The sequence below is a fragment of the Methylobacter sp. Wu8 genome, assembly GCF_036440755.1.
In the GTDB taxonomy this organism is placed as follows: domain Bacteria; phylum Pseudomonadota; class Gammaproteobacteria; order Methylococcales; family Methylomonadaceae; genus Methylobacter_A; species Methylobacter_A tundripaludum_A.
Genome location: NZ_JAZGVT010000066.1, coordinates 59,807 through 83,807, shown reverse-complemented (window position 1 = coordinate 83,807; position 24,001 = coordinate 59,807). Strand labels below are relative to the sequence as shown.

Annotated in this window: 22 protein-coding genes; 21 read left to right on the top strand and 1 reads right to left on the bottom strand. The window is 49.1% G+C overall.

Annotated elements, in window-relative coordinates:
• The first annotated feature begins 4 nt into the window (after positions 1–4).
• The 19 genes from V3O24_RS11355 to V3O24_RS11265 all read left to right on the top strand — a co-directional run bounded on the left by V3O24_RS11355 (position 5) and on the right by V3O24_RS11265 (position 17,850).
• Positions 5–478 (top strand): NifX-associated nitrogen fixation protein, encoded by a 474-nt coding sequence (locus V3O24_RS11355; RefSeq protein WP_104425351.1) that lies wholly within the window; start codon positions 5–7, stop codon positions 476–478.
• 11 nt (positions 479–489) lie between these two features.
• On the top strand, positions 490–705 hold the full coding sequence (locus tag V3O24_RS11350; RefSeq protein ID WP_331307318.1) for a CCE_0567 family metalloprotein: 216 nt from the start codon (positions 490–492) through the stop codon (positions 703–705).
• Positions 706–719: 14 nt separating this feature from the next.
• The gene (gene fdxB / locus V3O24_RS11345; RefSeq protein ID WP_104425349.1) at positions 720–1,037 is read left to right on the top strand and encodes a ferredoxin III, nif-specific; all 318 of its coding nucleotides are present in this window, start codon (positions 720–722) and stop codon (positions 1,035–1,037) included.
• Positions 1,038–1,447: 410 nt separating this feature from the next.
• On the top strand, positions 1,448–1,771 hold the full coding sequence (locus V3O24_RS11340) for a (2Fe-2S) ferredoxin domain-containing protein (RefSeq protein WP_104425348.1): 324 nt from the start codon (positions 1,448–1,450) through the stop codon (positions 1,769–1,771).
• On the top strand, positions 1,771–2,268 hold the full coding sequence (locus V3O24_RS11335) for a hypothetical protein (protein WP_331307317.1): 498 nt from the start codon (positions 1,771–1,773) through the stop codon (positions 2,266–2,268). Before V3O24_RS11340 ends, V3O24_RS11335 begins: the two co-directional genes overlap by 1 nt.
• Positions 2,268–2,642 (top strand): hypothetical protein, encoded by a 375-nt coding sequence (locus V3O24_RS11330; protein WP_331307316.1) that lies wholly within the window; start codon positions 2,268–2,270, stop codon positions 2,640–2,642. The genes V3O24_RS11335 and V3O24_RS11330 overlap by 1 nt, the downstream gene beginning before the upstream one ends.
• A 5-nt stretch (positions 2,643–2,647) precedes the next feature.
• On the top strand, positions 2,648–3,613 hold the full coding sequence (locus V3O24_RS11325; RefSeq protein ID WP_331307314.1) for a DUF364 domain-containing protein: 966 nt from the start codon (positions 2,648–2,650) through the stop codon (positions 3,611–3,613).
• 348 nt (positions 3,614–3,961) lie between these two features.
• Entirely contained in the window at positions 3,962–4,531 is a 570-nt protein-coding gene (locus V3O24_RS11320; protein ID WP_331307313.1) for a hypothetical protein, read from the top strand.
• 510 nt (positions 4,532–5,041) lie between these two features.
• Positions 5,042–5,350, top strand: coding sequence for a thiosulfate sulfurtransferase GlpE (locus V3O24_RS11315; RefSeq protein ID WP_104425343.1), 309 nt, complete (start codon positions 5,042–5,044; stop codon positions 5,348–5,350).
• Positions 5,347–5,799 carry an ankyrin repeat domain-containing protein gene (locus tag V3O24_RS11310; RefSeq protein WP_258076729.1) on the top strand — a complete coding sequence of 151 codons (453 nt, stop codon included), beginning with the start codon at positions 5,347–5,349 and terminating at the stop codon, positions 5,797–5,799. The genes V3O24_RS11315 and V3O24_RS11310 overlap by 4 nt, the downstream gene beginning before the upstream one ends.
• A gap of 1 nt (position 5,800) precedes the next feature.
• On the top strand, positions 5,801–6,514 hold the full coding sequence (locus V3O24_RS11305) for a dinitrogenase iron-molybdenum cofactor biosynthesis protein (protein ID WP_104425342.1): 714 nt from the start codon (positions 5,801–5,803) through the stop codon (positions 6,512–6,514).
• A gap of 213 nt (positions 6,515–6,727) precedes the next feature.
• Positions 6,728–7,153, top strand: a complete 426-nt coding sequence (locus V3O24_RS11300) for a transcriptional regulator (protein ID WP_104425341.1) — start codon at positions 6,728–6,730, stop codon at positions 7,151–7,153.
• Positions 7,154–8,311: 1,158 nt separating this feature from the next.
• Complete coding sequence (mutM, locus tag V3O24_RS11295; protein ID WP_331307312.1) at positions 8,312–9,127, top strand: bifunctional DNA-formamidopyrimidine glycosylase/DNA-(apurinic or apyrimidinic site) lyase; 816 nt, start codon at positions 8,312–8,314, stop codon at positions 9,125–9,127.
• Between the two features lie 340 nt (positions 9,128–9,467).
• A complete protein-coding gene (locus tag V3O24_RS11290) occupies positions 9,468–10,121 on the top strand; it encodes a GspH/FimT family pseudopilin (RefSeq protein ID WP_258076728.1) in 654 nt (217 codons plus the stop codon).
• 11 nt (positions 10,122–10,132) lie between these two features.
• A complete protein-coding gene (pilV, locus tag V3O24_RS11285) occupies positions 10,133–10,579 on the top strand; it encodes a type IV pilus modification protein PilV (RefSeq protein WP_104425338.1) in 447 nt (148 codons plus the stop codon).
• Complete coding sequence (locus tag V3O24_RS11280; RefSeq protein WP_348529991.1) at positions 10,576–11,601, top strand: PilW family protein; 1,026 nt, start codon at positions 10,576–10,578, stop codon at positions 11,599–11,601. The genes pilV and V3O24_RS11280 overlap by 4 nt, the downstream gene beginning before the upstream one ends.
• Before the next feature lie 39 nt (positions 11,602–11,640).
• A complete protein-coding gene (locus V3O24_RS11275) occupies positions 11,641–12,255 on the top strand; it encodes a PilX N-terminal domain-containing pilus assembly protein (RefSeq protein ID WP_331307310.1) in 615 nt (204 codons plus the stop codon).
• Between the two features lie 63 nt (positions 12,256–12,318).
• A complete protein-coding gene (locus tag V3O24_RS11270) occupies positions 12,319–17,334 on the top strand; it encodes a PilC/PilY family type IV pilus protein (protein ID WP_331307309.1) in 5,016 nt (1,671 codons plus the stop codon).
• Positions 17,335–17,409: 75 nt separating this feature from the next.
• On the top strand, positions 17,410–17,850 hold the full coding sequence (locus V3O24_RS11265) for a type IV pilin protein (protein WP_331307308.1): 441 nt from the start codon (positions 17,410–17,412) through the stop codon (positions 17,848–17,850).
• A 15-nt stretch (positions 17,851–17,865) separates the two neighbouring features.
• Here the strand turns inward: V3O24_RS11265 and V3O24_RS11260 are convergent, their stop codons facing one another.
• Complete coding sequence (locus tag V3O24_RS11260; protein WP_331307307.1) at positions 17,866–21,000, bottom strand: transglycosylase domain-containing protein; 3,135 nt, start codon at positions 20,998–21,000, stop codon at positions 17,866–17,868.
• 246 nt (positions 21,001–21,246) lie between these two features.
• On the opposite strand from V3O24_RS11260, the gene V3O24_RS11255 reads away from it, so the two are divergent.
• Entirely contained in the window at positions 21,247–21,975 is a 729-nt protein-coding gene (locus V3O24_RS11255) for a hypothetical protein (protein ID WP_331307306.1), read from the top strand.
• A gap of 244 nt (positions 21,976–22,219) precedes the next feature.
• Positions 22,220–23,704: a polysaccharide biosynthesis C-terminal domain-containing protein gene (locus V3O24_RS11250; protein ID WP_331307305.1), complete on the top strand. Its 1,485-nt coding sequence runs from the start codon at positions 22,220–22,222 to the stop codon at positions 23,702–23,704.
• Positions 23,705–24,001: the final 297 nt, after the last annotated feature.

Here is a 24,001-nt window from a genome sequence, read left to right as displayed (position 1 = left end):
AAACATGGCCGCAGCCGCATTAGTCGTACAAGAAGACGACCCTAACCTGAGTTCCGACATCGTCAAAGACATGATCAAGCAATTACGCGCGATTGATACTTACGATACCTATGAAGGTTGGTCGGAAGCCAAAATCATCGACCCTGTCGTGTTGACCAAAGAACGCAAGAAAGACATTCCTGTCATCGGCGATCCCGATGAAATCACCATTGCCCGCCTAAAAGCCTATTACAACTCGCTGGCGACGCTGATCGAGAAAAAATCCGGCCTGATGGCCGCTCCGATGGTTCATATCAGCCACGAAGGTTTCGGCCGCGCGTTAATCATGGTCGGCAAACTGATCGTGGTCGATAAAATCCTGCGCGACACCCACCGTTTCGGCTTCTCAAGCCTGGAAGACCTGCGTGAAAAAAGCGACCAAATAATCGAAAAAGCATTGGGCTTGATCGAAAAATACAATGCGGCCGCAACTGATTGAGGAATGCCTACATGACTGAAGAAGAATTAAGAAAACTGGAAAAAGAAGTCAAAAAAACCAAACGCTTGGCTAATGAACAAGCCATGGTATTGCATGACCTGATTGAAGACAGCCTGCCTGAAGGATACGGTGAATTGTTGGGTATCGCACAAGCCACTTATGTTGCCTGCAAAGCCTGGGATGAAGCCAACCAGAAACTGACTGCCGCGCAATCTGAAGCGGCCTGAGCAGGAGAATAGCCATGTCTGAATTTGTAACCGGCGTTACCTTTGGCGGCGCGGAATGGACGCCCGCTTATGTAACCGACATCAACCAAAAGACCTGCATAGGCTGCGGACGTTGCTTTAAAGTCTGCCCGCGCGATGTGTTCGATCTGGTGGAAAAAGCCGAAGCCCTTGATCCCGACGACTTCGATGACGATTACGGCGATTTTGAAGATGATGACGACAATAGCATGGTCATGAGCCTAAAAAACAGGCTCGATTGCATCGGCTGCGAAGCGTGCTCCAAAGTATGCCCGAAAAGCTGTTTTACCCACGAACATAAACAAGCGGCGTAACAAAAAAGACACGAAGAATAATTATTCACCACGAAGACACGAAGGACACGAAGATTTTTCTCGTTTCCACGCGCTGGCGTGGGAACGCCGTGCAGGACATACTGCGTCCCGTATACGCAAGTCTCTGATGGCTCACGGCGTAGCGCGCCTTGACTGCATTCCCACCTAGGATGTAGGCCGGAATAAGACCACCCGGCGTCAGCAAGGGTGGGCGTTTCCGGCAATCGGAGCGCCGGAAACGCCAGTCCTGCGCTTAACGCGCGGACAGGCTTATTCCGGCCTACGTCGAGATGTGTATAACGGCGAGCGCTCCGCGTGGAAACAACAGAAGATACGAAATCTTATTTTCTTCGTGACCTTCGTGTCTTCGTGGTGAATTTTTCTACAATTTACAATTAAGGAACAAAACCATGCCTAGACCCGAAAAACACGTATTCGTATGCACCCAAAACCGTCCGCAGGGACATCCGCGCGGTTCCTGCGCCAGCAGCGGTTGCGCGGACATCATGGATGCGTTCATGAATGAAATACAAGCCCGCAACCTGTTTGAAAAAATCGCCCTGACCAACACCGGCTGCATGGGGCCTTGCATGATGGGACCCAGCGTCCTGGTTTATCCTGATGCAGTGATGTACGGCAGGCTGAAAAAGGACGACGTCAAGACCATCATCGAGCAGCATCTGCTCGGCGGCGAGCCGGTGGCTGAGCTGATGGTTCCCGCCGAGATCTGGTAATGGCTTCGCTTGCGTTTGTAGAAGAGCGGGTAATGTTCAGCCCGAATATGCCCGCCGAAGTCAATCACCTGCTGCAAGCGGCCGTCGCTGCAAGCTCGACCGACCAAAGCGGCGCTGAGGCCTTATTTTTACAAGCGCATGCGCTGGATAGCCGCTGTTTGCAAACCTATTTTGCGCTGTATAAGTTTTATTTCTTCCAAAAACGCCTTGTCGACGCCGAACGGGTTGTTATCGCGGGCCTGGAGGAATCGGCAAGACAAGGCGGCTTTCCCAGCGATTATCGCCGTTTGGCCCGGAACCGGCAGAAATGGAACTTGTATGCCAGCGAGAGTTCCCTATTTTATTTGTACACCTTGAAAGCGTTAGCGTTTATCAAACTGCGGCTTGGCTTCACCATCGACGCACAACTCATTTTGTCGCACCTGCAACAACTGGACCCGGAAGATCTTTCCGGCGCGTCAGTGATTATGGATTTAGCGGCGGGAGTTACCGAATAATGGATTTATCCGAGCATATCGCAATAAACCGTCAACTGGCTGAATGCATCTGTCAGCGGCTGATTGACGAAATCGACGAACTGGGTTTTAGCTCAGCGGAAATCCAGCATTATCCGCGTTACGATGACGCCGTTTTCGTACTGGTCAAGGACCCTTATACCGGCGGGCATAACTTGACCGCTTACTGGTACGATGACGCTAAAAAACAACGTATCGGCAGGCTCCAGTTTAATAGCGACGGCACTTTTTACGCTGAATACGATGTAGTCAAACCGCATCCTAGCAAGCCCAAACGTTTCGTCGAGGGCGTTACCGCCTGGGGCAAAGCCGAACAGATTAAATCCGAGCCCAAGTTATTGGAAATGGCTGAGTAGCCGACATGGAAAATCCGGCGCGAATTTATGAACTGTTACTGGATTATGCCGGCAGCGATACGGCAGTCACAGACTTAAACATCGGCCTAGTCTGGACGGTTTGCAAAGCACAGCACACAGGCCTGGCGATGAGTCCCGGCATACCGACCCGCACCCTGCCGTGGCCCGGCACCTTAGCCGGTAAGACATTATCGGAATTAGCCGGATGGATTACCGATTGGGAGCCTTACAAGGCGACGGTTGCGATGGCCGCGATTAATTGCAGCCTGAACCGCTATGAACCGCCTTCGGGAATCACCCTGCTGCCTGCTCCAGACAACGCCAATCTGGCGGTTTTCGAGCATTTCCTGCCCAGGCTGCAAGGCAAGAAAGTCGTCGTAGTCGGACGTTATCCGGGCATCGAGCGCTATGCCGAGCAAATCGATCTCAGCATCATCGAACGGCAGCCTACTTCTTCCGACTATCCCGATCCGGCCTGCGAATTTTTATTGCCGGGCGCCGATTGGGTGTTTTTAACGGCCAGTTCCATCACCAATAAAACCTTCCCGCGCCTGGCCGATCTTGCTGGGCACGCCACCACCGTATTGATGGGACCGACCGTCCCGTGGCTGCCCGAACTACACGACTTCGCTATCGATTATCTGGCGGGCGTTGAAGTTATCGATCCTATAAAACTCTACCAAACGGCGGCGGAAGGCGGCGGCGTGCGTATTTTTGACGAAGCCGTGCGTTACCGGATCGTCGATCTGACGCCCGGCAACAGCATGACGTGGTTAAAGAACCAAATAGCGCAGGACTATAGCGACAGGCAGCAACTGAACCTGGCTATGGAGCAATGGTACGGCGCCGGTAACAAAGGCCGCTTTCCTGAATTTAACCGGCTCAATCAGGTAACGACCAAGCTTTCGCGTATGGACAGCAGTTACAAGCGGCTATGGGATGCCGGCAACTCGCTCTCCGAATCGAGTTAATGCAAGCCGAAAATATTTTTTACCACGAAGACACGAAGAACATGAAGGTTCTACAATCGCAACCGAATTTTCCGGTTTCCCCACGCTGCGTGAGAACGAAGTAAATCCGGCGATTCGGAACCAGCTCACCCGCGCTCCCCTTACTGAAATGTAGGGTTTACGACAATTACTCACAAAATCAATCAGCGTTGTTGAGTTAAACATCTATATCCACGACAAGAAAACCGCAAAAACATTCCTATCTTACTGTTTTAAAAGAAACATATAACAACACTCCAACATGGCATAAACCCTGCTTTATTGAGGTTAATACTTATCTTTACACCTTACCTTTCTGGAGAAAAAACAATGCTATTAGAAACCTACCATGCTAAAGGGTTATTAACCGTCACGTTGGTCAACGGTCAAACCGGCACTGCGGGCGTTTATGCTTATCGCGGCGACCTGGTCATAAAAGAAGGCGCTCTGCGCGAAGGCTCGGCAACCGACCGCAAACCGCCCGAAGCCTTGCTGATCCATTCCGCCCTGATCGTTGAAAACGACACAATCAAATTCATCAACGGCCTGCTGCCTACGCTCGATTTGCTGCCCGTTTTTGTTGAAAAATACAAAGCCGATATTGCGGCAGACTGCACCGCTTTAATCTATGTGGAAAATATCGGTAAAGGCATGCAGGTTGAACTGGAAGGCGTGGCTTATAAATTGCTTCCTTTCAAAGAAGGATTGGTTTGGAATGAGCTGCTTGAAGAACTGTATATCGAAAAAAGTGAGCTGAAGAATCAATCCGCCGAGGATAAAGTCGCCATCGCTTATGCGGCCGCCAAATCGTACAACCCGAAAACGCCGGTCGTTTCATTTGCCGAAGCGGAAGAAAACACTATAGAAGTGATTAAAGAAGCTGCGGTCGGTGCAATCTAAGGTTTTGGCGGCACCCCAAAATGGCGCCGCCGACTTTTTTGCCGCATTTACCATTTGCCGAGGAATATCCGCAGAAAATGCACTAAGTTAGGACACTCAAAACATGCCGATGCAGATTTTTGGTGCAAACTCCACATAGCCGGACGTCAAAAAACAATAAGCATCTGTAACATAAGGATATTAATTGTTGGCACTATTTATGCTGAATATTTTATATGTAGATCATTTCATTATCGCTCCTCCTGGGTTTAATACCTTTGGCGCCCTATTTTCTCGACTAGGGCGCTTTTTTTTGCCTGATAAATTCGTGCCAATACCGGAAAACAAGGGTTAATCACGATTGTGGCAAATGATTTGCTTATTAATACAGTGTATCGCCCAGACTGCGTCAGAGAGGGCTTGCTAAATGACCGATAAGCATACACGAAGCAACAATAGCTGTTTTATTGTCAGCTTTACTACAACCTTTACGTCCTTTTGAGGAATGACCTTTCCGTCATTAACACCGCCATGAAATACAAAACAATCTCCGTTGCCGATTCTAAAAACCTGATTAAAGAATCCAAACCGATGATCCTGGACTGTAGAGATTTGAAAGATTATAGAGCCGGGCATTTGGAAGACGCGCTACACGTTCATGAAGGCCTGAAAGACTCATTAATTAAGCGCGGCGATAAGCAGCGCAGCTTGTTGATCTATTGTTATTACGGCCACGCCAGCGAGCATCTTGCCCAATTTTTCAGCGATTTCGGCTTCATCGATGTTTACAGCCTGGAAGGCGGTTATTCCGGTTGGAAAGACCAACATCGGGAAGCATGATGAAACCTGAAATACGGGATTGGTTACAAAACCACTATTTTTCTGTAGCCCAACCGGCGTTAAAGAACAGCGACGGCATTTACCCGTTGATTTTGGCAAGCCAGAAAGGCCGCAGCGATGTAGTCAATTTTCTGATCGAACAGAATGCAGCGCTGGATGTAACCGATCAATACGGCAATAACGCATTGTGGGCCGCTTGTTATGCCGAAAGCAGCGCCTGTATCGATGCATTGATTCATGCAGGCATCGATATTAACCATCAAAACTCCGCCTCCGGCGCCACCGCCTTGCTTTTTGCCGCATCCAGCGGCAGAGAAAAAGTTGTTGCGCAACTATTGGCGGCTGGCGCCGATCCAAATCTTAAATCGCATGATGATTTCACTGCGCTGGACTTAGCCTCCACCAGAAAAATACTCAAACTTATCCAAGCTCTTAAACCAGGAGATTAAAATGGAAGCATTGCCCCGTGAACTGGCCTTACGCATTGCCTTAGCATCGCGCATCCTGCCCGGTATCGATATACCGAGGCTGCTGGAAATATTGCATGACCGAGTCGGCTCCCCGCTGGACGATGAAAAGCTAAAATCCATCACCGTCACCAATCTTAAAACCGGCTTAGGCAGCCTGGATGGAGAGGAAGACGGCGAGGACATCGGCATCGGTCTTGCCAACATCAAGCTGGCGGTGCGTTATCTGTGGGGAGACGAGGCCGAAGATGAAGACTTGCCGGAAATAATGCCTTACAAAGAAGGCGACATGCCCGATTCCATCCGCGTCGCGATCGGTTCGAACAGCGGCGCATTGATTAACGGACATTTCGGTTCCTGTATCCGTTTCCTGGTTTACCAATTATCGCAGCATGATTACCGGCTGGTTGATATACGCTCAACCATAGAAGCCGACAGCGCTGAGGATAGAAACCTGTTTCGCGCCAACCTGATTAAAGACTGTCATGTGATGTTCGTGCAATCGATCGGAGGTCCGGCTGCCGCCAAAGTGATACGCGCCGATATTTACCCGATCAAGGTTCCCGACGTCACCGAAGCGGTGGACCAGTTAAAGGAATTCCAGAAAGTATTCGATGCGCCGCCGCCGTGGTTCGCCAAAGCCCTAGGGCGTTCGGCCGAAGAGCGAGTCAGGTTTACTCATGATGAGGTCTGTTAAGACACACCGGTACAATAAAATCCAGAAAATCAGTGAGCATTCGAAATCCCGTTCGCCCTGTCGAATGGGGTGAGCGGGAACAGGCTCCACACGTACCAACTGATTTTTTTAGAATAAAGCAAGTTGTAGGGGCAAATAGCCCCCACCCGCTTTACTCCCATCCCTCCAAATCCATCATGGAGGGCCGATATGTAATTCGCTTAGGCCCTTAAAATGATAGATTGGACTGTAGATCGGGAGGCGCAACTTGCCTATTCCTATGAACGTTTCGCGCAAGCCAAGGTCTTTGTGTTTCGCAAATGGTGCGAGCAGGCCGCCGAACGAGGCGTACTCGCACCCACCGATCTGTCCGGCTCGTGCAAATATGGCAGCTTGTTCATGAACCGGGTTTTCGGCGGGGCTATCTGCGGCCACTATGAACATCAATACAATATCATCGACGGACGGATAGTCGATCTCAGTCACGACGCCATCGATGTCGGCAGAATCACAAATCCCTACCTTCATGAGCCCGATTTCTTCAGCATCCCGGAAAAGCAGGCCTCGCTGAATGGCTGCCTGCCGCGCGTCGAACGCTGGGTCGCCCAATTTATGGAAGAGATCAAAGGGTTTGAAGTTCCGGCTTCAGCCGGAAGTTAACGCACTTAGCCTTCATCTTAGGATGAGGTTAAAAATAACGTCCCGAAATCACTGCCTTCTATCGTCAAGCTGTTCGTGCTGACCCTTCGACTACGCTCAGGACTAAAGGCCTTGTCGAAACATGATCGGATTGACGACAGACCGAAACTTTTGTTAGCCGCTCGGGCATCAGAGAGTTGCCGAGGCTTCGTAAAACTCACGGTCTTGGTCATTGGCGTAAAGGCTTTGCTACAGACGCTCGGCTCGTGAAGCCGAAACTCACGGGTATGAGGCTACAGGCATCGGGAAACGCGAATTTAAAATTAAACGTTATACTGACATACGACCATGAATAAACACGAATTTGCTATATGCGTTGATAACCACGGTTATGAAGTCTCGCTGGAATGGACCCTGAAATCAATATTGAGAATGACGCACTTAAGATTGATAGTAAAAATTCGCGGCATTCAGCCAGGAAACCGGAATAATTCGAATGATTTCACAGCCCGTTGCATGTCTCCATATTGCTAAAGCGGCAGCCATAAAAAAAGGCCTTCGATAAAGCGAAGGCCTTTTTTATTATGCGTTCGACCGGCTCACTGTAAGAGCGAGCTGCAAAGCACATTAATATCCGTAATTCTCATCGTTCGAACCCGTATCAAAATCATACTCATGTTCAATATCCGTGATTTGTGATTTTCTACGCTTCAAAAAAATTCGACTACCCTCGGATGATTCCAGAATCATTTCAACAGAGCCGCCCAAGACAAAATTATACGAGAGTATTTTAAAATCATTCGGCATACCCTGTACCTTCACATGATTACCTATAATCAATACGTTGCTCATACTGTTCTTCTTTTACCCACACGGGACGCTAGTAATAAAATGAATGTCGAAAAAATCAACTTAGTCTCTACCGGCAAAAACGTAAAACTAAGTACAGATTAATTATAAGCTATTTTTAATCGCCGACACGATAAAATAACGAATATTCTTGCTACAAAATAATTAGTTATGTGATCGACTTAAACTATTTTATAAAAACCGGACCTCAGCGCCGCACCCATTCATGATCTTCATCCACATGACATGGGATGGAACCGCCTGAAATCCACAACCGCATCCATGTTAAAATTCACAAACCCAAATACATCCCCTCTCAAAAACTAACCCATGCCTGAATTACCCGAAGTTGAAACCACCTGCCGAGGCATAGCCCCGCATATTGAAGGACAAATCATTAAGCAGGTCATCGTCCGCCAGCCCAAACTACGCTGGCCGGTGCCTGAGACGCTCAATCAAGACTTAACGGGGCTCTGTATTCAATCGGTTTCCAGGAGAGCGAAGTATCTGTTGTTTTCCACCGCTTCCGGCACGGTGCTTCTGCATTTAGGCATGTCCGGCAATTTACGGATTATGTCTTTAGATCAAGCAGCAGGCAAACACGACCATGTCGATTTTGTTTTTACTGACGGAACGGTGCTTCGTCTTAATGATCCTCGCCGGTTTGGCGCGGTGTTATGGACAACAAAACCCGCAGCAGAACATCAATTACTCAAAGATTTAGGCCCGGAACCGCTGCTATCCGATTTTAACGGCGAACTGCTTTACTCGTTGTCCAAAAACCGAAAGACAGCGGTAAAGTCATTCATCATGGATAGCCACATCGTTGTCGGAGTGGGGAACATTTATGCCAATGAGGCCTTGTTTATGGCTGGCATACTGCCTACGCGCCAAGCCGGCAAAGTGTCTTTGACGCGCTATCAAAAGCTGGCGGAGTGCATTCGAGTCGTTTTACAGCAAGCCATTTTACAAGGCGGTACAACGCTGAGGGATTTTGTCAATGAAACCGGAAAACCCGGTTATTTTCAACAGCGGCTTAGGGTTTACGGTCGCGCCGGACTACCGTGTGTCAGCTGCAATCAGCCGCTAACAGAAATCAGGATAGCCAATCGATCAACGGTGTTTTGTCCTAATTGCCAGAGATAAGCATCTTAAACCGGACGATCTAGGCGTGCTGTGTGCTGTTTTTGCACCATCTAAAGCCTCTGCTTTGCTACTCTATACCCCGCATAATTTTCGTGATTCTTGGACATTAGGCTGATCAATACAATTTACAGTAATGTGTGACGATTAACAGACCTATAAAAAATGGATAGTACAATCAAATTGCTTACAACTAAATCAATCAGGTGGATACGATGAAATCAAAAAGAAAAACATTGTCTCTAGCGTTCAGCACCTTGCTGACAACAGGAGTGGTAAGTTATCCGGTGCCTGATTATACTAATCTTCAACTCAATTCTAACAGTAAACCACTATCTTATTAATGACCCTGAGCAAAGATAAACAGCCAACGGGATACTGCAAAATTATGCGCAACCAGTCAGAATACAACACAGGATTTACGCTGCTTGAGCTGATGATTACCATCGCCATCGTGGGGATACTGGTAGGAGTTGCCATCCCCAGCTTTACCTCCATCATCACCAGCAACCGATTGACGGCCTATGCCAATGAATTGGTGACGACATTAAATTTGGCCCGTAATGAGGCGGTAAAACGAGGCATCTCGGTAACAGTACGAAAAGTTGACGACAATTCGTTTACCAACAAAGGTGCCGGGGCAAACTGGGAAGACGGGTGGGACATTTTTACAGATGCCGACAGCGATGGCAATTTCGAAACGGGAGATGTTCTTATCAGAACCTACGATCCTTTAAAGTTCTCCTATACTTTACGGGGCAATAATTTTTCAAACTTCATTCGCTTTGCCTCATCCGGACAAAGTAATACTAACGGCAGTTTTGTCATTTGCGATAACAGCGACGGCAATAATGTTCCAGAAGCAAATACATCCAAACTTATCATTGTTAATTCAGTCGGACGAGGACGTATGGGTTTAGATAGCAATAATGACGGAATCCCCAACACTGATACTACGGCCACTGCGGCATCCAATATTACGTCTTGTATTCCTTAATGTGCTGAAACGTGAAAACAAACACCGGATTTACTCTAATTGAAGTTCTGATAGCCATGCTGGTGCTGGCGGTCGGCTTGCTCGGCTTGGCTGGCTTGCAGGCCACAAGCCTTAAAAATAGCCAGAGCGCCTACAATCGCAGCCAAGCCACACAATTGGCCTACGACCTCTCGGACAGAATGCGGGCCAATATCATTGGAAAGGCTAACTACACTACCGTTCTCCCGAGCTCGGCCACAGCAAAACCAAATTGCCTGACTACAACCGGGTGCAGCCCGGCTGACATGGCGGAAAACGATCTCTTTGAATGGAACAGCGCTGTGCGTAACAGCTTACCCAGCGGTATTGGCACCATAGCGGTTACAAGCAATACGTTTACCATTACGATCACTTGGGATGAAGACAGGGATGGCGATGACAGCAATAATCACAACTTTCAAACTCGCTTTCAATTATGAGAAATAGCCCCTATCAAACCGGAATAACCTTGATAGAAATCATGATTGCCTTATTGATTGGCGCGTTTTTAGTAGGTGGTGTGTTACAGATTTTTATCGGTAGTAAGCAAACCTACAGAATGCAGGAAGGTTTATCCCGATTGCAGGAAAATGGCCGATTTGCGCTGGATTTTTTAACCAATGATATTCGCATGGCTGGCTTCATGGGATGCACCAGTCAAGCCACGCTTACTAATACGCTGAATACGCCAACGAGTTTTTTATATAATTTCGGTAAGGCTATTGAGGGATTTGAATCAACCGACGCATCGGCATGGACACCTACGATAGACGCCGCGATCACTTCCCCACTCGGTGGCTCCGACGTCATCACCATTCGCCGAGCGGATGATCAAAGTTTTACAGTGACCACGCATGCGACCAGTACCGCCGACCTTACATTAGACGCAACCGCTACTACCGCAAATTTGAGAACCGCAGGTTTTTTAACGTCCGCAGGCGCAAACAATTGCACTATTGCTGTAGTCTCCGATTGCTCAGCAACCGCAGTATTCCAGGTCAGCGCAATAACCGGAAGTATTCTTTCTCATAACACCGGCAGCGGCTGCACACCCGATAATTTGACGAATGATTTGGGTAAAACCTATGTTAACGGTCAAGTCTACCCAATCAACACCGTTAGTTATTATATAAGAACGGGCTCCGGCGGCCAGCCCTCGCTTTATCGGCGCATTGGCTCAAATGCAGCAGAGGAATTAGTGGAAGGCATAGAACAGATGCAGATTTTATACGGAGAGGATACCGATCCAACGCCAGATGGGGCGCCCAATTATTATGTTTCGGCAAACAATGTGATTGATATGACCAAGATAGTCAGTATTCGTATCAGCCTGTTGGCAGTAACTCTTGACGACAACCTCGCCGCAGAACCTTTAACGTATACCTATAATGGCGCGACAACTACAGCAACGGATAACAAAATCAGACGGGTTTTTAATACAACCATTGCCGTGCGCAACTAGCTGTCATAAAAAACAGAGGCCTTCATGAATAACAAGCCAATGACCGCAACCAAGCTCCCCAGCAGCCATTCGATTTTGCACGGCACGGCAACGGCTCCTACTTTGGATTCCCCACTTACTGCATCCACTTACGCGCCCAAGGGTGTGCAACCGAAAGCCTCTTCTCAATCCGGCGTTGTACTGATAATCAGTTTAATTATGCTGCTGCTATTGACTCTGATAGGCACCACCGGCATGCAATCAACCTCGTTGGAAGAAAAAATGGCCGGTAACATCCGTGACAAAAATTTAGCTTTTCAGGCTGCTGAATCCGCGCTTAAAGCAGCGGAATCCAGTCTAATTTCGCCAGCCGTATTACCAACATTTACCGATGCAGGTACTGGTGGTTTTTATAAGGACACTTCCACCATTCCAACCGACTCCGCAATTTTGGCTGACAGTTTTTGGACAACCAATCCAGTTGCTAGGTCTTCGGTCAGTACATTAGGCAACGGTATCACCACCCCGGTTTATATCATTCAACAATTACCGGCCGCCTGTTTTGGCACCTGTCCTCCCGATCCGACTACAACACCTTATAAAATTACCGTTAGAGCAACCGGCGGAACCACCAACGCAGTGGTTATTTTGCAATCAATCTATTCGCCCTCTTAGATCAGGTCACACAGGCTTTAAGGCCTATCAATCCTACCGAAACCTTCTCATCGGAGATTTGAAATGAACACCGTTAAACATCACCGTTACCTTATCTCCAAAAGCTTGCTGTCCCGGTTAATGCTGAGTTTAATGATTGGACTTTCGGCCAATATCAGCCATGCAACTATTTCGCAAACACCGCTATTTCTAACCCTGAGCGTAACGCCTATCGTTATGTTGAATGTCTCCAAAGATCATCAATTGTATTTTAAGGCCTTTGATGATTTTTCCGACTTGGATAAAGATGGCACCCCTGAAACAACTTACAAACACGGCATTGATTATTATGGCTACTTCGACAGCTACAAATGTTATAGCTATAACACCACTAACAACCGGTTCGAACCCAGTTCGACAACATCCACTAAATACTGTACAGGTCTGTGGAGCGGCAATTTTTTAAATTGGGCCAGTATGACCCGTATAGACACCATCCGTAAGATTCTTTATGGTGGCTTGCGTTCTACCGACATCGGTTCCACTACTACCACTACCAGCACCACAACACCTGCTGTTTCTACATCCACTGTCTCAGGAACTACCACAACAAGCCACCCTGCCCCTACTAAAAGTGGCGCCAGTCCCTATACCTATACCACTACTGCCACAAAGACTCTTACTTCCAGCACGGGCTGTCCATCAACCCCTGCGACAGTGACCTCCACCTTACCCAGCTCCAGCTCTGGCAAGGCCGTATACACTTACACTTTCGACTACAGCACATCCTCCTCAACCTCAAGTACGAATTCGACAACATCAACCGCTGGGTCAACCACATCAACTGTCAACACAGCTACAACTAGCAACATTACAAACACCTCTACAACTACTTTTACTAATGTTGGCAGCAGCAATCGCCTGCGCACCACATCAATTTCTTATGCTCCAACAGGTAGCTGCACCACCACGGATGGCGTTTCCAGTCAAAACTTTATTATAACCATGTTCGTCACAAGCAGCGAAGCTACGGTCGCCGATATGACCGTAACAACTGTAACTTCCACCACCCCATCCACAACCACAACCATATCCACAACCACGACCACCGCTACAACCTCACCCAGTACCCCTCTTACCGTGTTAGAGCGTAGTTATTTACCCAACGATGCCCACAGTTTCGCTAAATTCTACAATGGCTCCGACTTAACCCAACTTACGCCTTTCACATCCACAGACGTTGCAAGTGGCCTTACTCTTTGCAATACGACAGTATCAAGTACGGTCTTGTCCCAAAGTGTTACAGATGCCCCGCTCATTCGAGTCGCTAAAGGCAACTATTCCCTTTGGGCCGCTAACGAACGCTGGCAATGCCTCTGGTCAGAAGAGCAGTCTGCCTCAAACAGCAATTCATCTACTGATTCAGGCATTAGTGCGGCAAGCAGCAACCCGGACAAAGCCACTAAAGGCCTGGGTTCTAAAGATTATATTGCCAAGGTAGAAGTCTGCGAGAGCAGCCTTATCGGAACAGAAAATTGCAAAACATATCCCGACGGCGCAATAAAGCCGATCGGTTTACTCCAAACCTACGGCGATGACGACAAATTACGCTTTGGCATGGTGACAGGTTCTTTCGGCAAAAATAAATCCGGCGGCGTATTGCGTAAAAACGTGTCTTCCATTGGCGACGAAATAGATGTCACTACCAGTGGAACCTTCAAATCGGCTCCATCAACAGGCGGAATCATTGATACCCTAAACAAATTGAGAATTCATGGATACCGTCACGATGACGGCACCTATTTCGGCACTACAGGCAGTAATAACTGTACTTGGGGCCTAAACACTTTTACCGATGGCAATTGCAGCAATTGGGGTAACCCCCAATCTGAGATATTTCTGGAGTCCCTGCGTTATCTGACTAATCACAGCGCCTTAAATGCATACCTCCCGGCCAGTCCTAATACTGACTCATCCTATATTCCAGGCTTGACAGTCGCCACTCCAATTAACCCTATTAGTGATACCCAATGGTGTGCAAAGCTGAATGTCATCCAGTTTAATGCCAGCACCAGCTCATATGACGGCGACCAGCTCAGCAATGTTGCCGATATTACCGCCACCGCCATGAAGGACTTAACTGACCCGGTAGGTGTAGGTGAAAACATTCCAGGCAACAGCTACTTTGTTGGCGAAAATGGCACTATCAACAACCAATTATGTACAGAAAAAATCGTAGACAACCTCAGTAATGTGAGAGGCACCTGCCCTGATGCGCCTCGCCTTTCCGGTTCGTACCATATTGCCGGGCTAGCTCAATTTGCCCATAACAACGACATTCAACTCACCTTGGAAGGTGACCAACTAGTGACGACCTATGGAGTTGCGTTATCTCCTGCAATTCCCAAGATTATAGTTCCGGTACCCGATAGCGCCACCAAAACAGTAACCATATTGCCCGCCTGTCAAAATTCAACTGTGGGTGGTAACTGTGCCATTGTTGACTTCAAAATTGTTCATCAAGACTGTTCCCTGCTTTCACCCGCCCCTTCCGCATCGAACTGCGGCAAGGTTTATGTTAATTGGGAGGACAGCGAACAAGGCGGAGACTTTGACCAGGATCAATGGGGCGTTATAACCTACAGTGTGAATTCAACTCAGATTAAAATTACAACTGACGTTATTGCACAATCGACCCCTTATAAAATGGGATTTGGTTATGTTCTAAGCGGCACAACCAAAGACGGCTTTCACGCACACTCCGGCATTAATAGCTACACATATACTGACCCGCAAGGAACAGCCGCCTGCTCCAATTGTGCAACTGCAAATGCGGCTAGTAGTGAGACCTATACAATTGGCACCAGTTCTGCTCTTAGCTTACAACAACCTCTTTATTACGCCGCCAAATGGGGAGGTTTTACCGACAGCAACAGCAACAGCAAGCCCGATCTACAGGACGAATGGGACAGTAATGGGGATGGAATCCCGGATCGCTACTTTTATGCCACTGATCCACGCGAATTGGCCACTTCTTTAAGTGCTGCTTTCGCTAATGTAGTTGCCACCAGTTCATCTTCTTCCGCTGTGGCAGCCAATTCCACTCGCTTAGATACGGGTACTCTAGTCTACCAAGCTAAATTTAACTCTGGAGAATGGAGCGGCCAATTGGTGGCGTATAGTGTCAATACTAGTACCGGGGCGTTAACAACCGTGTGGGAAGCCTCTACATTGCTTCCAGCCTACGGCAGCCGCAATATCTATACTTATGACCCCTCAGCGGCGGCAGGACTGCACGGCGTTCCTTTTGAGTGGGCTAATCTAACGGCTACGCCGGTAGGCGCATCACAGCAGGATTACCTGAATGAGTTGGCAGGAATTAGCGACGGCAATGCGGAGTTGCGTGTTAACTGGTTACGGGGTGACGATGCCAAGGAGCAAAAAAATGCTGGAGGTATTTTTAGGAATAGAACCAACTTCCTGGGCGACATCATTAATTCCGACCCCGTGTATGTGGGTATTCAAGATTATGGCTACAGTACATTGCCCGGTGCAGAGGGTGCTAGTTATAGCACTTTTCGGTCTTCCAGTGCATATACGACCAGGCGACCTATGCTTTATGTGGGAGCTAATGACGGGATGTTCCATGGTTTTGATGCCAAAAGCACGGGAACAGGCGGACAGGAAATATTCGCTTACATTCCCAATGCATTATTTCCTGAATTGAGCAAATTGACTTCTCCAAACTATGCCCACCAATATTATGTAGACGGTATGTCTGGCGTCAGCGACGTGTATTATGATTCGGCATGGCACACTTTATTGGCTGGCACCACGGGAGCGGGTGCCCGTGCGGTGTTTGCACTGGATGTAACCAATCCTGATGGCTTTAGTTCCAGCAGCGCATTATGGGAGTTCACCAACGCCAATGATGCCGATTTGGGCTATACCTTGGCGCAGCCCTCAGTGGTCAGAATGCAAGATGGTCATTGGGCTGTGATTGTTGCTAATGGCTATAGCAGTGATAACGGTCACGCCGTGTTGTTTGTCCTAGATGCTAAAACCGGTGCAGTGTTACAAAAAATCGATACCGGCGTTGGAACCATGACTAACCAAAATGGTCTTTCATCACCGCTTGCCGTTGATACTAACGATGACCATAGCGTCGATACTGTTTATGCCGGAGATTTATACGGCAATTTATGGAAGTTTGATGTTTCCGGTAGCGCCGGTAGCTGGCCTGTTCCCGGCAGTCCATTTTTTGTCGCTTGCACAACATCCGGAACAACCTGCAGTACAGCTAATCGTCAACCCATCACCGGTAAGCCTAACGTGGGTCTAGTAGGAGAGTTAGGTTCCGATCAAAATGGTGTGGGACGAATGATTTATTTCGGTACCGGCAAGTATTTTGAAACAGGCGACAACATTATTGGTGATACGCCTCAAGTGCAAACCTTTTACGGATTATGGGACAAAGGCTCGGCAATAATTGACCGGAGCTTGTTGCAAGAGCAAACTATCGATTTTGATAGCATAGCAACAACAGTAGGAGGCGTACCAAGCACCAAGCCAATTCGTGTTGTATCAAAAAACCCCGTATGTTATGCAGCCACTAGTACCGGTTGCACGGCAAGCAGCTCACTAAAGACCGGTTGGGCATTAAATTTACTTAAGCCTGTAAATATTGCCCTTGGTGAGTTGGTTGACAGCTACCCTCTCGTTCGCCGAGGCTTAGTGGTGTTTTCTACCAAGATTCCCAACTCTGATCCATGCGCTTCCGGTGGTAAATCACGTTTAATGGAAGTCGGGGCGCTCAGTGGTGGAGAATTTAGTGGGCCGCCTTTTGATGTTAACGGAGATGGTCAGGTTAATAATGATGATTTTGTGCTGATCAATGGTGTTAAATACGCAGTATCGGGCATTGATCTGGGGATCGGCATTACTAAAACACCGGCGGTAGTTGAGGGTTCTTCCGTTGATTTCAAATACCTCAGCGGATCATCCGGACAGATGGGTATTGTTAATGATGCAGGAAGCAGCGGCGCTACTAGCGGTGGCGGTGGCGGTGGAATTCGGCGGTCTTGGCGGCAATTGAAGTAATTACATAAGGTGGATAATACTATTTTACCCACCTCTTTTCTGGATAACGTACCTAAATAACACTGAAAAAATATTATGAAACAAACACAACAAGGCTTTACCCTGATTGAGCTGATGGTTACCGTGGCAATCATTGGTATTTTAGCCAGCATCGCCTACCCCAGCTATCAAGACAGTGTGATGAAATCACGGCGAGCGGATGCAAAAGGTATTCTGTTGGGCTTGGCTAATGCCATGGAACGGCGCTTCACAGAAACAAACAGCTATGTCGGTGCTGCGGGCACAACGGCCACACCGGCGGACACGGGAACGCCCCGAATTTACACTATCCCGGCTGAGACCGCCCGGTATTACACGGTAACCATTAGCGCGGCGACTGCCAGCAGTTACAGCTTAAGCGCCGCACCTGCTGGAGTCCAGTCATCTGATAAATGCGGCACATTAACGTTGACTGACACCGGTGTCAAAGGCGTTACCGGAGCTGCAACCGGCATCACAGCAGCCGATTGTTGGTAAACGTTAAGCCACAAACTAAGGCGAAGGGGATACCATAGCCGGGGCTTGATCCTTGCCTGTTGTAGCCGTAACCAACAGTCCGGCAGCTGCCTCGCCATCCGGGGTTTTATTCAACATAGGCGCCAGCGTAGGTTCCAGGAATCTGATGATTTGTACCGGCAAGGAACTGGTAAAGTGGTAACGCTCGGCATCAGGCCCCGCGACATAGGCGGTAATGACGCCGAAAAAACGGTCGCCAAGAAAGAATGTAAAAGTGGCGGCGCGGCTGATAAATATCGAGTCAATCAAGCGCCCGCCTGCACCCCATATCTCCCGGCGATGGTCTCCGGTCCCGGTTTTTCCGCCCACCGACAACGGCTTACCGTCGGCGCTTTTGTAAACGCCACGAAGCCGCCCCGCCGTCCCAGCCTCGACCACACCGATAAGCGCGCCGCGTGCCACTTTGGCTATCTCGGGTACAAGCACCTGCTGGCCTTCCTCTGGCAGCTTGTCCAGCACCGTCTCGTAAGGCGTTGCCTGCGCGTAATGGAGGCTGTCAAAGCGGACCGTCGGCAATCTTACGCCGTCATTGCGTAAAATGCCCATCAGTTCGGCCAATGCCGCAGGGCGGTCGCCCGACGCGCCGATGGAGGTCGCGTAAGACGGCGTTAATGACCCGAACGGATAACCCAAACGGTCCCACGCGGTATGAATCTGCTTGAAAGCCTCATCTTCCAGCAAGCTCATGATACGCCGCTGCTGGGCGCTTATTCTGCCGCTTTTAAACAGCCACCGGTAGACATCCTGCCGCTGTTCGGTGCTGGCGGCTATAACTTCGGCACGTGTGGCATCGGGATGTTGCACCAGATAGCTAACCAGCCACAATTCGAGAGGATGAATTTTGGTGATATAGCCTTGATCCTGTAAATCGAAATTCGCCGGCGAATATTTCTGATGCAGCAGTTCAATATCCTTTGCATCCAGATGGGTAGCCGTCAAATGGGCGTTCAAATAGCTGCGCAGCGCTTTGGTGTCGGCATTGGGATAAACGGCTTGGTAAAGCATGGCCAGACGCGACGGCTTGGCATACACCCTCTGTGTCAACATCTCCATGATTTCGTCGGTCGGCTTGCCGTGGTATTTGTCGTAAAAACGCCTCAAATAAACCAGGCCTTCCTTATCCGCAAAACGTTCGAGGTATTCCTGGCGGCGTGGGTCATCAGGAATTTCCAGCCACCGCGCTATGCCTTCCGGTTTATAAAGATGGTGATAGACCAACTCGCGCATTAAGCGGACGAACACCAGATTGACCGAATCGCGCAATGCATCCCGCACCGACATAATTTTTTGATTCTCATCCGGGGTGAAATTATTGAAATGATGGACGCCGCCCCCGGTGTAAAAATCTTCGTAGGGGCTGGCGGAATAACGCTTATCCAGAGCCTGATTCAACAAGTCCTCCAGCGTTATTTTCGGATTCACCCGCAACTGCCCGATAACCCAGGCCGATATGTAATCGCGCGGATGCAGTTCAACCCGGCCCAGCTCCTTCGTCGGCAGGTCTTTATATTGCTGATAGACCTCGGTAACGAGTTCCAGATAATGCACCATCGTCCGCAATTTGGCGGTTGAGCCCAGGTCAAGCCGTATGCCTTCGTTAATATCGAGCGGCTGGTCATAATTATCGGTCTGAATGCGCAGCAGATTGCCTTTTTCGCCGCGCTCAAACAACATCAGGCTGTAGACTATCGGCGCAAGATCGATATCTTCATTCAGCATCCTAAAGCCCAAAATACCGGCGGCGCGGGCTTTATCGGGTTCGTTCAGCTGGCGCAACGCCTGAGTGACGGCCTGTTGGGTACTGTAATCAAGCGTGGTTTTAACGGTTAAATCCAGGCGATCCAGCTCATAGTTGGACTTTACTCCCAGCGTCCTTGCCAGACGGGTACGCAACACATTCTGGGTCTTTTGTTCGGCCATGAATTTGGCCGGCAGCTGATCGGACTTCAAAAGACGAACCGTAGATTCCTGCAAGGCCGCATCCCGTAACGATGCCGAAATAACGCCCTGTTCCGCCAACACGCGCAAATAACTGTCGGTCAGGTTTTGCAGCACGCCATAACCGGAACCCAGCAGATAGGATGGACGTCTTTGCGACAATAGGATGCTAAGCACCTGCCGGTAGGCTTGCGCCTGTTGCCGGGTAACCCGTTCGCTTGAATTGATCGCTTTCGGTCGCATCGGTTCCCTACCGATTGCGACACTTCCGCCATCCATGGCAGTCGGACTAAGCAGTTGGTTTACCGTGTTAAAATCGGCCCCGAACCAAGCCGACAAGCCGTCGCCCAGTCCGTGTACCTCGCCCAGTTTCGCTGTCGCGGCAAGCGGCATCGAGTTTAAATAGGCCAGCGCAATTTGCCGCCTTGTTTCACGCGTATCCGGCCCCTGCAGATAGGCGCGCAGCGATGCGCTGCTCATTTGGCGGAGTTTTTCCACCATCGACTCGGTATAGCCGTCCGGCGAATGGCGGTATTTTTCCAACTGCGTAGCCAGGGTGCTGCCGCCCGGCACATTAATATCCGCGCCCAGCTTCCGCGCCATCATTTGCACGGCGGCAAAGCCTAGACGATCCCACTCCACTGCCGGATTAACCGTCGGGTGGCTTTCGTTAAGCAACTCCCGGTTTTCGATAAACAGCAAGGTATTCAGCACCAGCGGCGGGATGGCGTTAAAATCGGGGTAACCGTGGCTGGGATAGATCGCGCTGAATATCGTTTGCCCGGCCTGGTCGACAATACGAAGCCCGGCCCGGGTTTTCTCCTGATAAATCGGAAACAGGCCGTAATCATCGACCAGCCGGCTCATCATCGGCGAAATGGATGCCTGCGTGGTAACGCCATAGCCCAGCTTTTCCAGGCGTGCGATTTCGTCCGACAACAGCGTATAGCCCAAGCGCTGATCATAAGGGCCGTGATCGGGATAACGTATCGCCGAACTATGCCCCGGCTTGAGTTCCGAGCTTAATTGCTTGCTGATTGCCGAGAGGTAGCGGGCCTGATATTTGGAGGTCTGCACCTCTTTTTTTACCAGCGTGTAAACAGTTATTCCGATTACCGCGCATCCGGCCAAAATATAAAGCAGCAGCAGCCGTGAAAGCGCTCGTTTATGCATTTTCAACGGAACCGCTCAAGCTTTCTGCCTTCAGTATTAACATCAAAATAATCGCATCTCTTCATACGGCAAGGACTAAGCCCGCTCTTTTAATCAATATTATATGCGGCTAATTATAACCACTCGCGGGCAACAATGATAATGGAAAGGACGTTTGCCGTTAAGGCAAAACCGGTATTAGATTTTTACATGAGCTAATTGCAACGTTACAATCAACACTGCCTATAGCCACCATTCAACAACACCATGCCCGAATCTTATACCCGGTTCCGCGACATTTCCGTCAGTGAAAGAATTTTAAATACCGTATTCCTGTTAACCGTAGGACTCGGCTACCTAGTCGCCCTGACCAATCTGTATTACACCCATCAAGGGCATGACGGCGTCGCCGGCCTGTCCATTGCCGATGTAACCATTAACTATCACGGCTCAAATGACCAGACGCGATTGGGCTCCGCCATTAACGGCATCATGGAGCCGAACCTGACATATAAAAACGATAAGGAAGTCATCTTAAAATGGATACAAGACGGCGCCGATGAACCTGATTATGTGCTAAAAATCGCCGCGATATTAAACCGCGACTGCATTAAATGCCATACGCCCGCGATCAATCCTTCGCTGCCCGATTTGACTAATTACGAGGGCGTATCCGAAGTGGCTCATTCCGGCGGCGCGTCGTATCCGCGTTTAATCCGGGTTTCCCATATCCATTTATTCGGCATTGCGTTTATTTTGTATTTCATCGGCAGGATTTTCCTGCTTTGCGACATCAATGTGATCGTGAAGCGAGTGGCGGTAGTGATCCCTTTTGCCGCGATGTTATTGGATGTCCTGTCGTGGTTTATTACCAAATCCATTCCGTCATTCGCCTACGTGGTCGTGGCCAGCGGCGCGTTAATGGGGATTTCGATGGGACTGCAAATACTGCTCAGCGTTTATCAGATGTGGTTTTATGCCAGGGATAAAAGCTGAATCTGGAAAAGCTATCTGACGCACGAAGCGTTTGAAGCCTTACGCGTTTATCTTCGCATTCTCGGCGACTGCTCCAGCATTGTTCTACCCTGGAGTACAGGCAGAGCTTGCACTCCGGCGTGGAAAATACAGAGTCATTCCCGCCATCTGTGATTGATTAAAGGCTGACTGATGCGCCCGCCGAAGATACCTTATCAGGGTATAAACGCCGCGCCACCACGCTGTTCATGTATAATTTCGCATTATGAGCATTATAAAAAAACTCGCCTCCCAAACTGCGATTTACGGCATCAGCAGCATTTTCGGCCGCTTCCTGAACTATCTGTTGGTGCCGCTGTATACCTACTACTTCACGGCGGCGGAATACGGCGTAGTTTCGGAATTTTACGCCTACGCCGGATTTTTTTCCGTGCTGCTGCTGTTCGGCTTTGAAACCGGCTATTTCCGGTTTCGGGACAAGGAACACGCGGGCCGCGATGTCGCCTATTCAACGGCGTTGATGTTCGTAGTTCTGGTCAACCTGGGCTTTTTTGCCCTGATACTGTTGGTCAATACCCGGCTTTCAGCTGCGCTGAATTACGCCAACCACCCGGAATACGTGCTGTGCTTTAGCCTGATTTTAATCCTGGACGCTATCGCCGCGATCCCGTTTGCCCGGCTGCGGGCGGAAAACAGGGCATTCCGTTTCGCCGGCGTCAAGATCATCGAGATAGGTGCCACCGTACTGATCAGCCTGTTTTTCATCATCTATTGCCCCAAGGTCTACGCAAAGAATCCCGACTCATGGGTAACACTGGTCTACAACCCGTCCATCGGCATCGGCTATATTTTTATCGCCAATTTAATGGCCAGCGGCTTCAAGTTTTTGTTGCTTGCGCCCCAGCTGTCCGGCCTTGCCTGGGGTTTCGACCGTGCATTATTCGGCCGCATGGTTCGCTATTCGTTGCCGATGGTAGCGATCGGTTTCGCCGGGATTATCAACGAAATGCTGGACCGCGCCTTGTTAAAATACCTGCTGCCTTACGATGTCCAGACCAACATGAAGATGTTGGGGATTTACAGCGCCTGCTACAAATTGTCTATTTTGATGTCGCTGTTCATACAGGCCTTCCGTTATGCCGCCGAGCCGTTTTTCTTCGCTTATGCGGGCAAAAGCGATGCCCGCCAGGTTTATGCCGTGGTGCTTAAGTTTTTTGTCATTTTCTGCGTATTCATCTTCCTGCTGGTGACTTTATTTATCGATTTCTTTAAATATTTTGTCGGCGACGAGTTCCGTGCCGGCCTTGAAGTCGTGCCGATTCTGCTGTTGGCTAATCTTTGCCTGGGCATTTATATTAACCTGTCCATCTGGTATAAGTTAACCGACCGCACCTTGCTGGGCGCTTTGGTGTCTTTGACCGGAGCGGCGCTGACCATCGCACTCAATGTCTGGTGGATACCGCTGTTCGGTTATGTCGGTTCGGCTTGGGCGACCTTGGCCTGTTACGGCAGCATGGCTGTCGTCTCGTACCTGCTGGGGCAAAAATATTATCCGGTGAATTACGATGTCAAACGCGTGATCGCTTATATCGGACTGGGCATCGGTTTGTATTATGCTCACGGGCAATTATTGCCGACTATCGCTTGGCAACCGTGGCTACTGGCGAGTGCATTGATGTTGCTTTATGTGCTGATTACCGCACTATTTGAGGGCCGTCAGGCAAATGTTGGGCTACGGGATAATCATTAGCCCAACCCACACTGCATGCAACGCCTCGCGCGCCATCGGCAACATAATTCGGATGCACAACGATTAAATTTTGCCGCTCATTACCAATCGGCAGCATTACGGGTTAGTTTAAATAACTAACGACTAGAAAATTCAGTTTTTATCTCAATAGGTATCATAACCTATAGACGGAGTCCTCTAAAAAGCAAACAATGCCCTTGCATTTAATTCTGATTGCCCCAGGCCGTATAAGCGAAAAAGATTGCCGGAGCTCCGAAGAAAATAGTCCATCTGAATACACTTTATTGTTTATAAACC

What these genes read in the sequence shown, in the direction of transcription:
- V3O24_RS11355 (WP_104425351.1), top strand. Translation starts at nt 5, where the DNA reads ATGGCCGCAGCCGCATTAGTCGTACAAGAAGACGACCCTAACCTGAGT.
- V3O24_RS11350 (WP_331307318.1), top strand. Translation starts at nt 490, where the DNA reads ATGACTGAAGAAGAATTAAGAAAACTGGAAAAAGAAGTCAAAAAAACC.
- fdxB (WP_104425349.1), top strand. Translation starts at nt 720, where the DNA reads ATGTCTGAATTTGTAACCGGCGTTACCTTTGGCGGCGCGGAATGGACG.
- V3O24_RS11340 (WP_104425348.1), top strand. Translation starts at nt 1,448, where the DNA reads ATGCCTAGACCCGAAAAACACGTATTCGTATGCACCCAAAACCGTCCG.
- V3O24_RS11335 (WP_331307317.1), top strand. Translation starts at nt 1,771, where the DNA reads ATGGCTTCGCTTGCGTTTGTAGAAGAGCGGGTAATGTTCAGCCCGAAT.
- V3O24_RS11330 (WP_331307316.1), top strand. Translation starts at nt 2,268, where the DNA reads ATGGATTTATCCGAGCATATCGCAATAAACCGTCAACTGGCTGAATGC.
- V3O24_RS11325 (WP_331307314.1), top strand. Translation starts at nt 2,648, where the DNA reads ATGGAAAATCCGGCGCGAATTTATGAACTGTTACTGGATTATGCCGGC.
- V3O24_RS11320 (WP_331307313.1), top strand. Translation starts at nt 3,962, where the DNA reads ATGCTATTAGAAACCTACCATGCTAAAGGGTTATTAACCGTCACGTTG.
- V3O24_RS11315 (WP_104425343.1), top strand. Translation starts at nt 5,042, where the DNA reads ATGAAATACAAAACAATCTCCGTTGCCGATTCTAAAAACCTGATTAAA.
- V3O24_RS11310 (WP_258076729.1), top strand. Translation starts at nt 5,347, where the DNA reads ATGATGAAACCTGAAATACGGGATTGGTTACAAAACCACTATTTTTCT.
- V3O24_RS11305 (WP_104425342.1), top strand. Translation starts at nt 5,801, where the DNA reads ATGGAAGCATTGCCCCGTGAACTGGCCTTACGCATTGCCTTAGCATCG.
- V3O24_RS11300 (WP_104425341.1), top strand. Translation starts at nt 6,728, where the DNA reads ATGATAGATTGGACTGTAGATCGGGAGGCGCAACTTGCCTATTCCTAT.
- mutM (WP_331307312.1), top strand. Translation starts at nt 8,312, where the DNA reads ATGCCTGAATTACCCGAAGTTGAAACCACCTGCCGAGGCATAGCCCCG.
- V3O24_RS11290 (WP_258076728.1), top strand. Translation starts at nt 9,468, where the DNA reads ATGACCCTGAGCAAAGATAAACAGCCAACGGGATACTGCAAAATTATG.
- V3O24_RS11280 (WP_348529991.1), top strand. Translation starts at nt 10,576, where the DNA reads ATGAGAAATAGCCCCTATCAAACCGGAATAACCTTGATAGAAATCATG.
- V3O24_RS11275 (WP_331307310.1), top strand. Translation starts at nt 11,641, where the DNA reads ATGACCGCAACCAAGCTCCCCAGCAGCCATTCGATTTTGCACGGCACG.
- V3O24_RS11270 (WP_331307309.1), top strand. Translation starts at nt 12,319, where the DNA reads ATGAACACCGTTAAACATCACCGTTACCTTATCTCCAAAAGCTTGCTG.
- V3O24_RS11265 (WP_331307308.1), top strand. Translation starts at nt 17,410, where the DNA reads ATGAAACAAACACAACAAGGCTTTACCCTGATTGAGCTGATGGTTACC.
- V3O24_RS11260 (WP_331307307.1), bottom strand. Translation starts at nt 21,000, where the DNA reads ATGCATAAACGAGCGCTTTCACGGCTGCTGCTGCTTTATATTTTGGCC.
- V3O24_RS11255 (WP_331307306.1), top strand. Translation starts at nt 21,247, where the DNA reads ATGCCCGAATCTTATACCCGGTTCCGCGACATTTCCGTCAGTGAAAGA.
- V3O24_RS11250 (WP_331307305.1), top strand. Translation starts at nt 22,220, where the DNA reads ATGAGCATTATAAAAAAACTCGCCTCCCAAACTGCGATTTACGGCATC.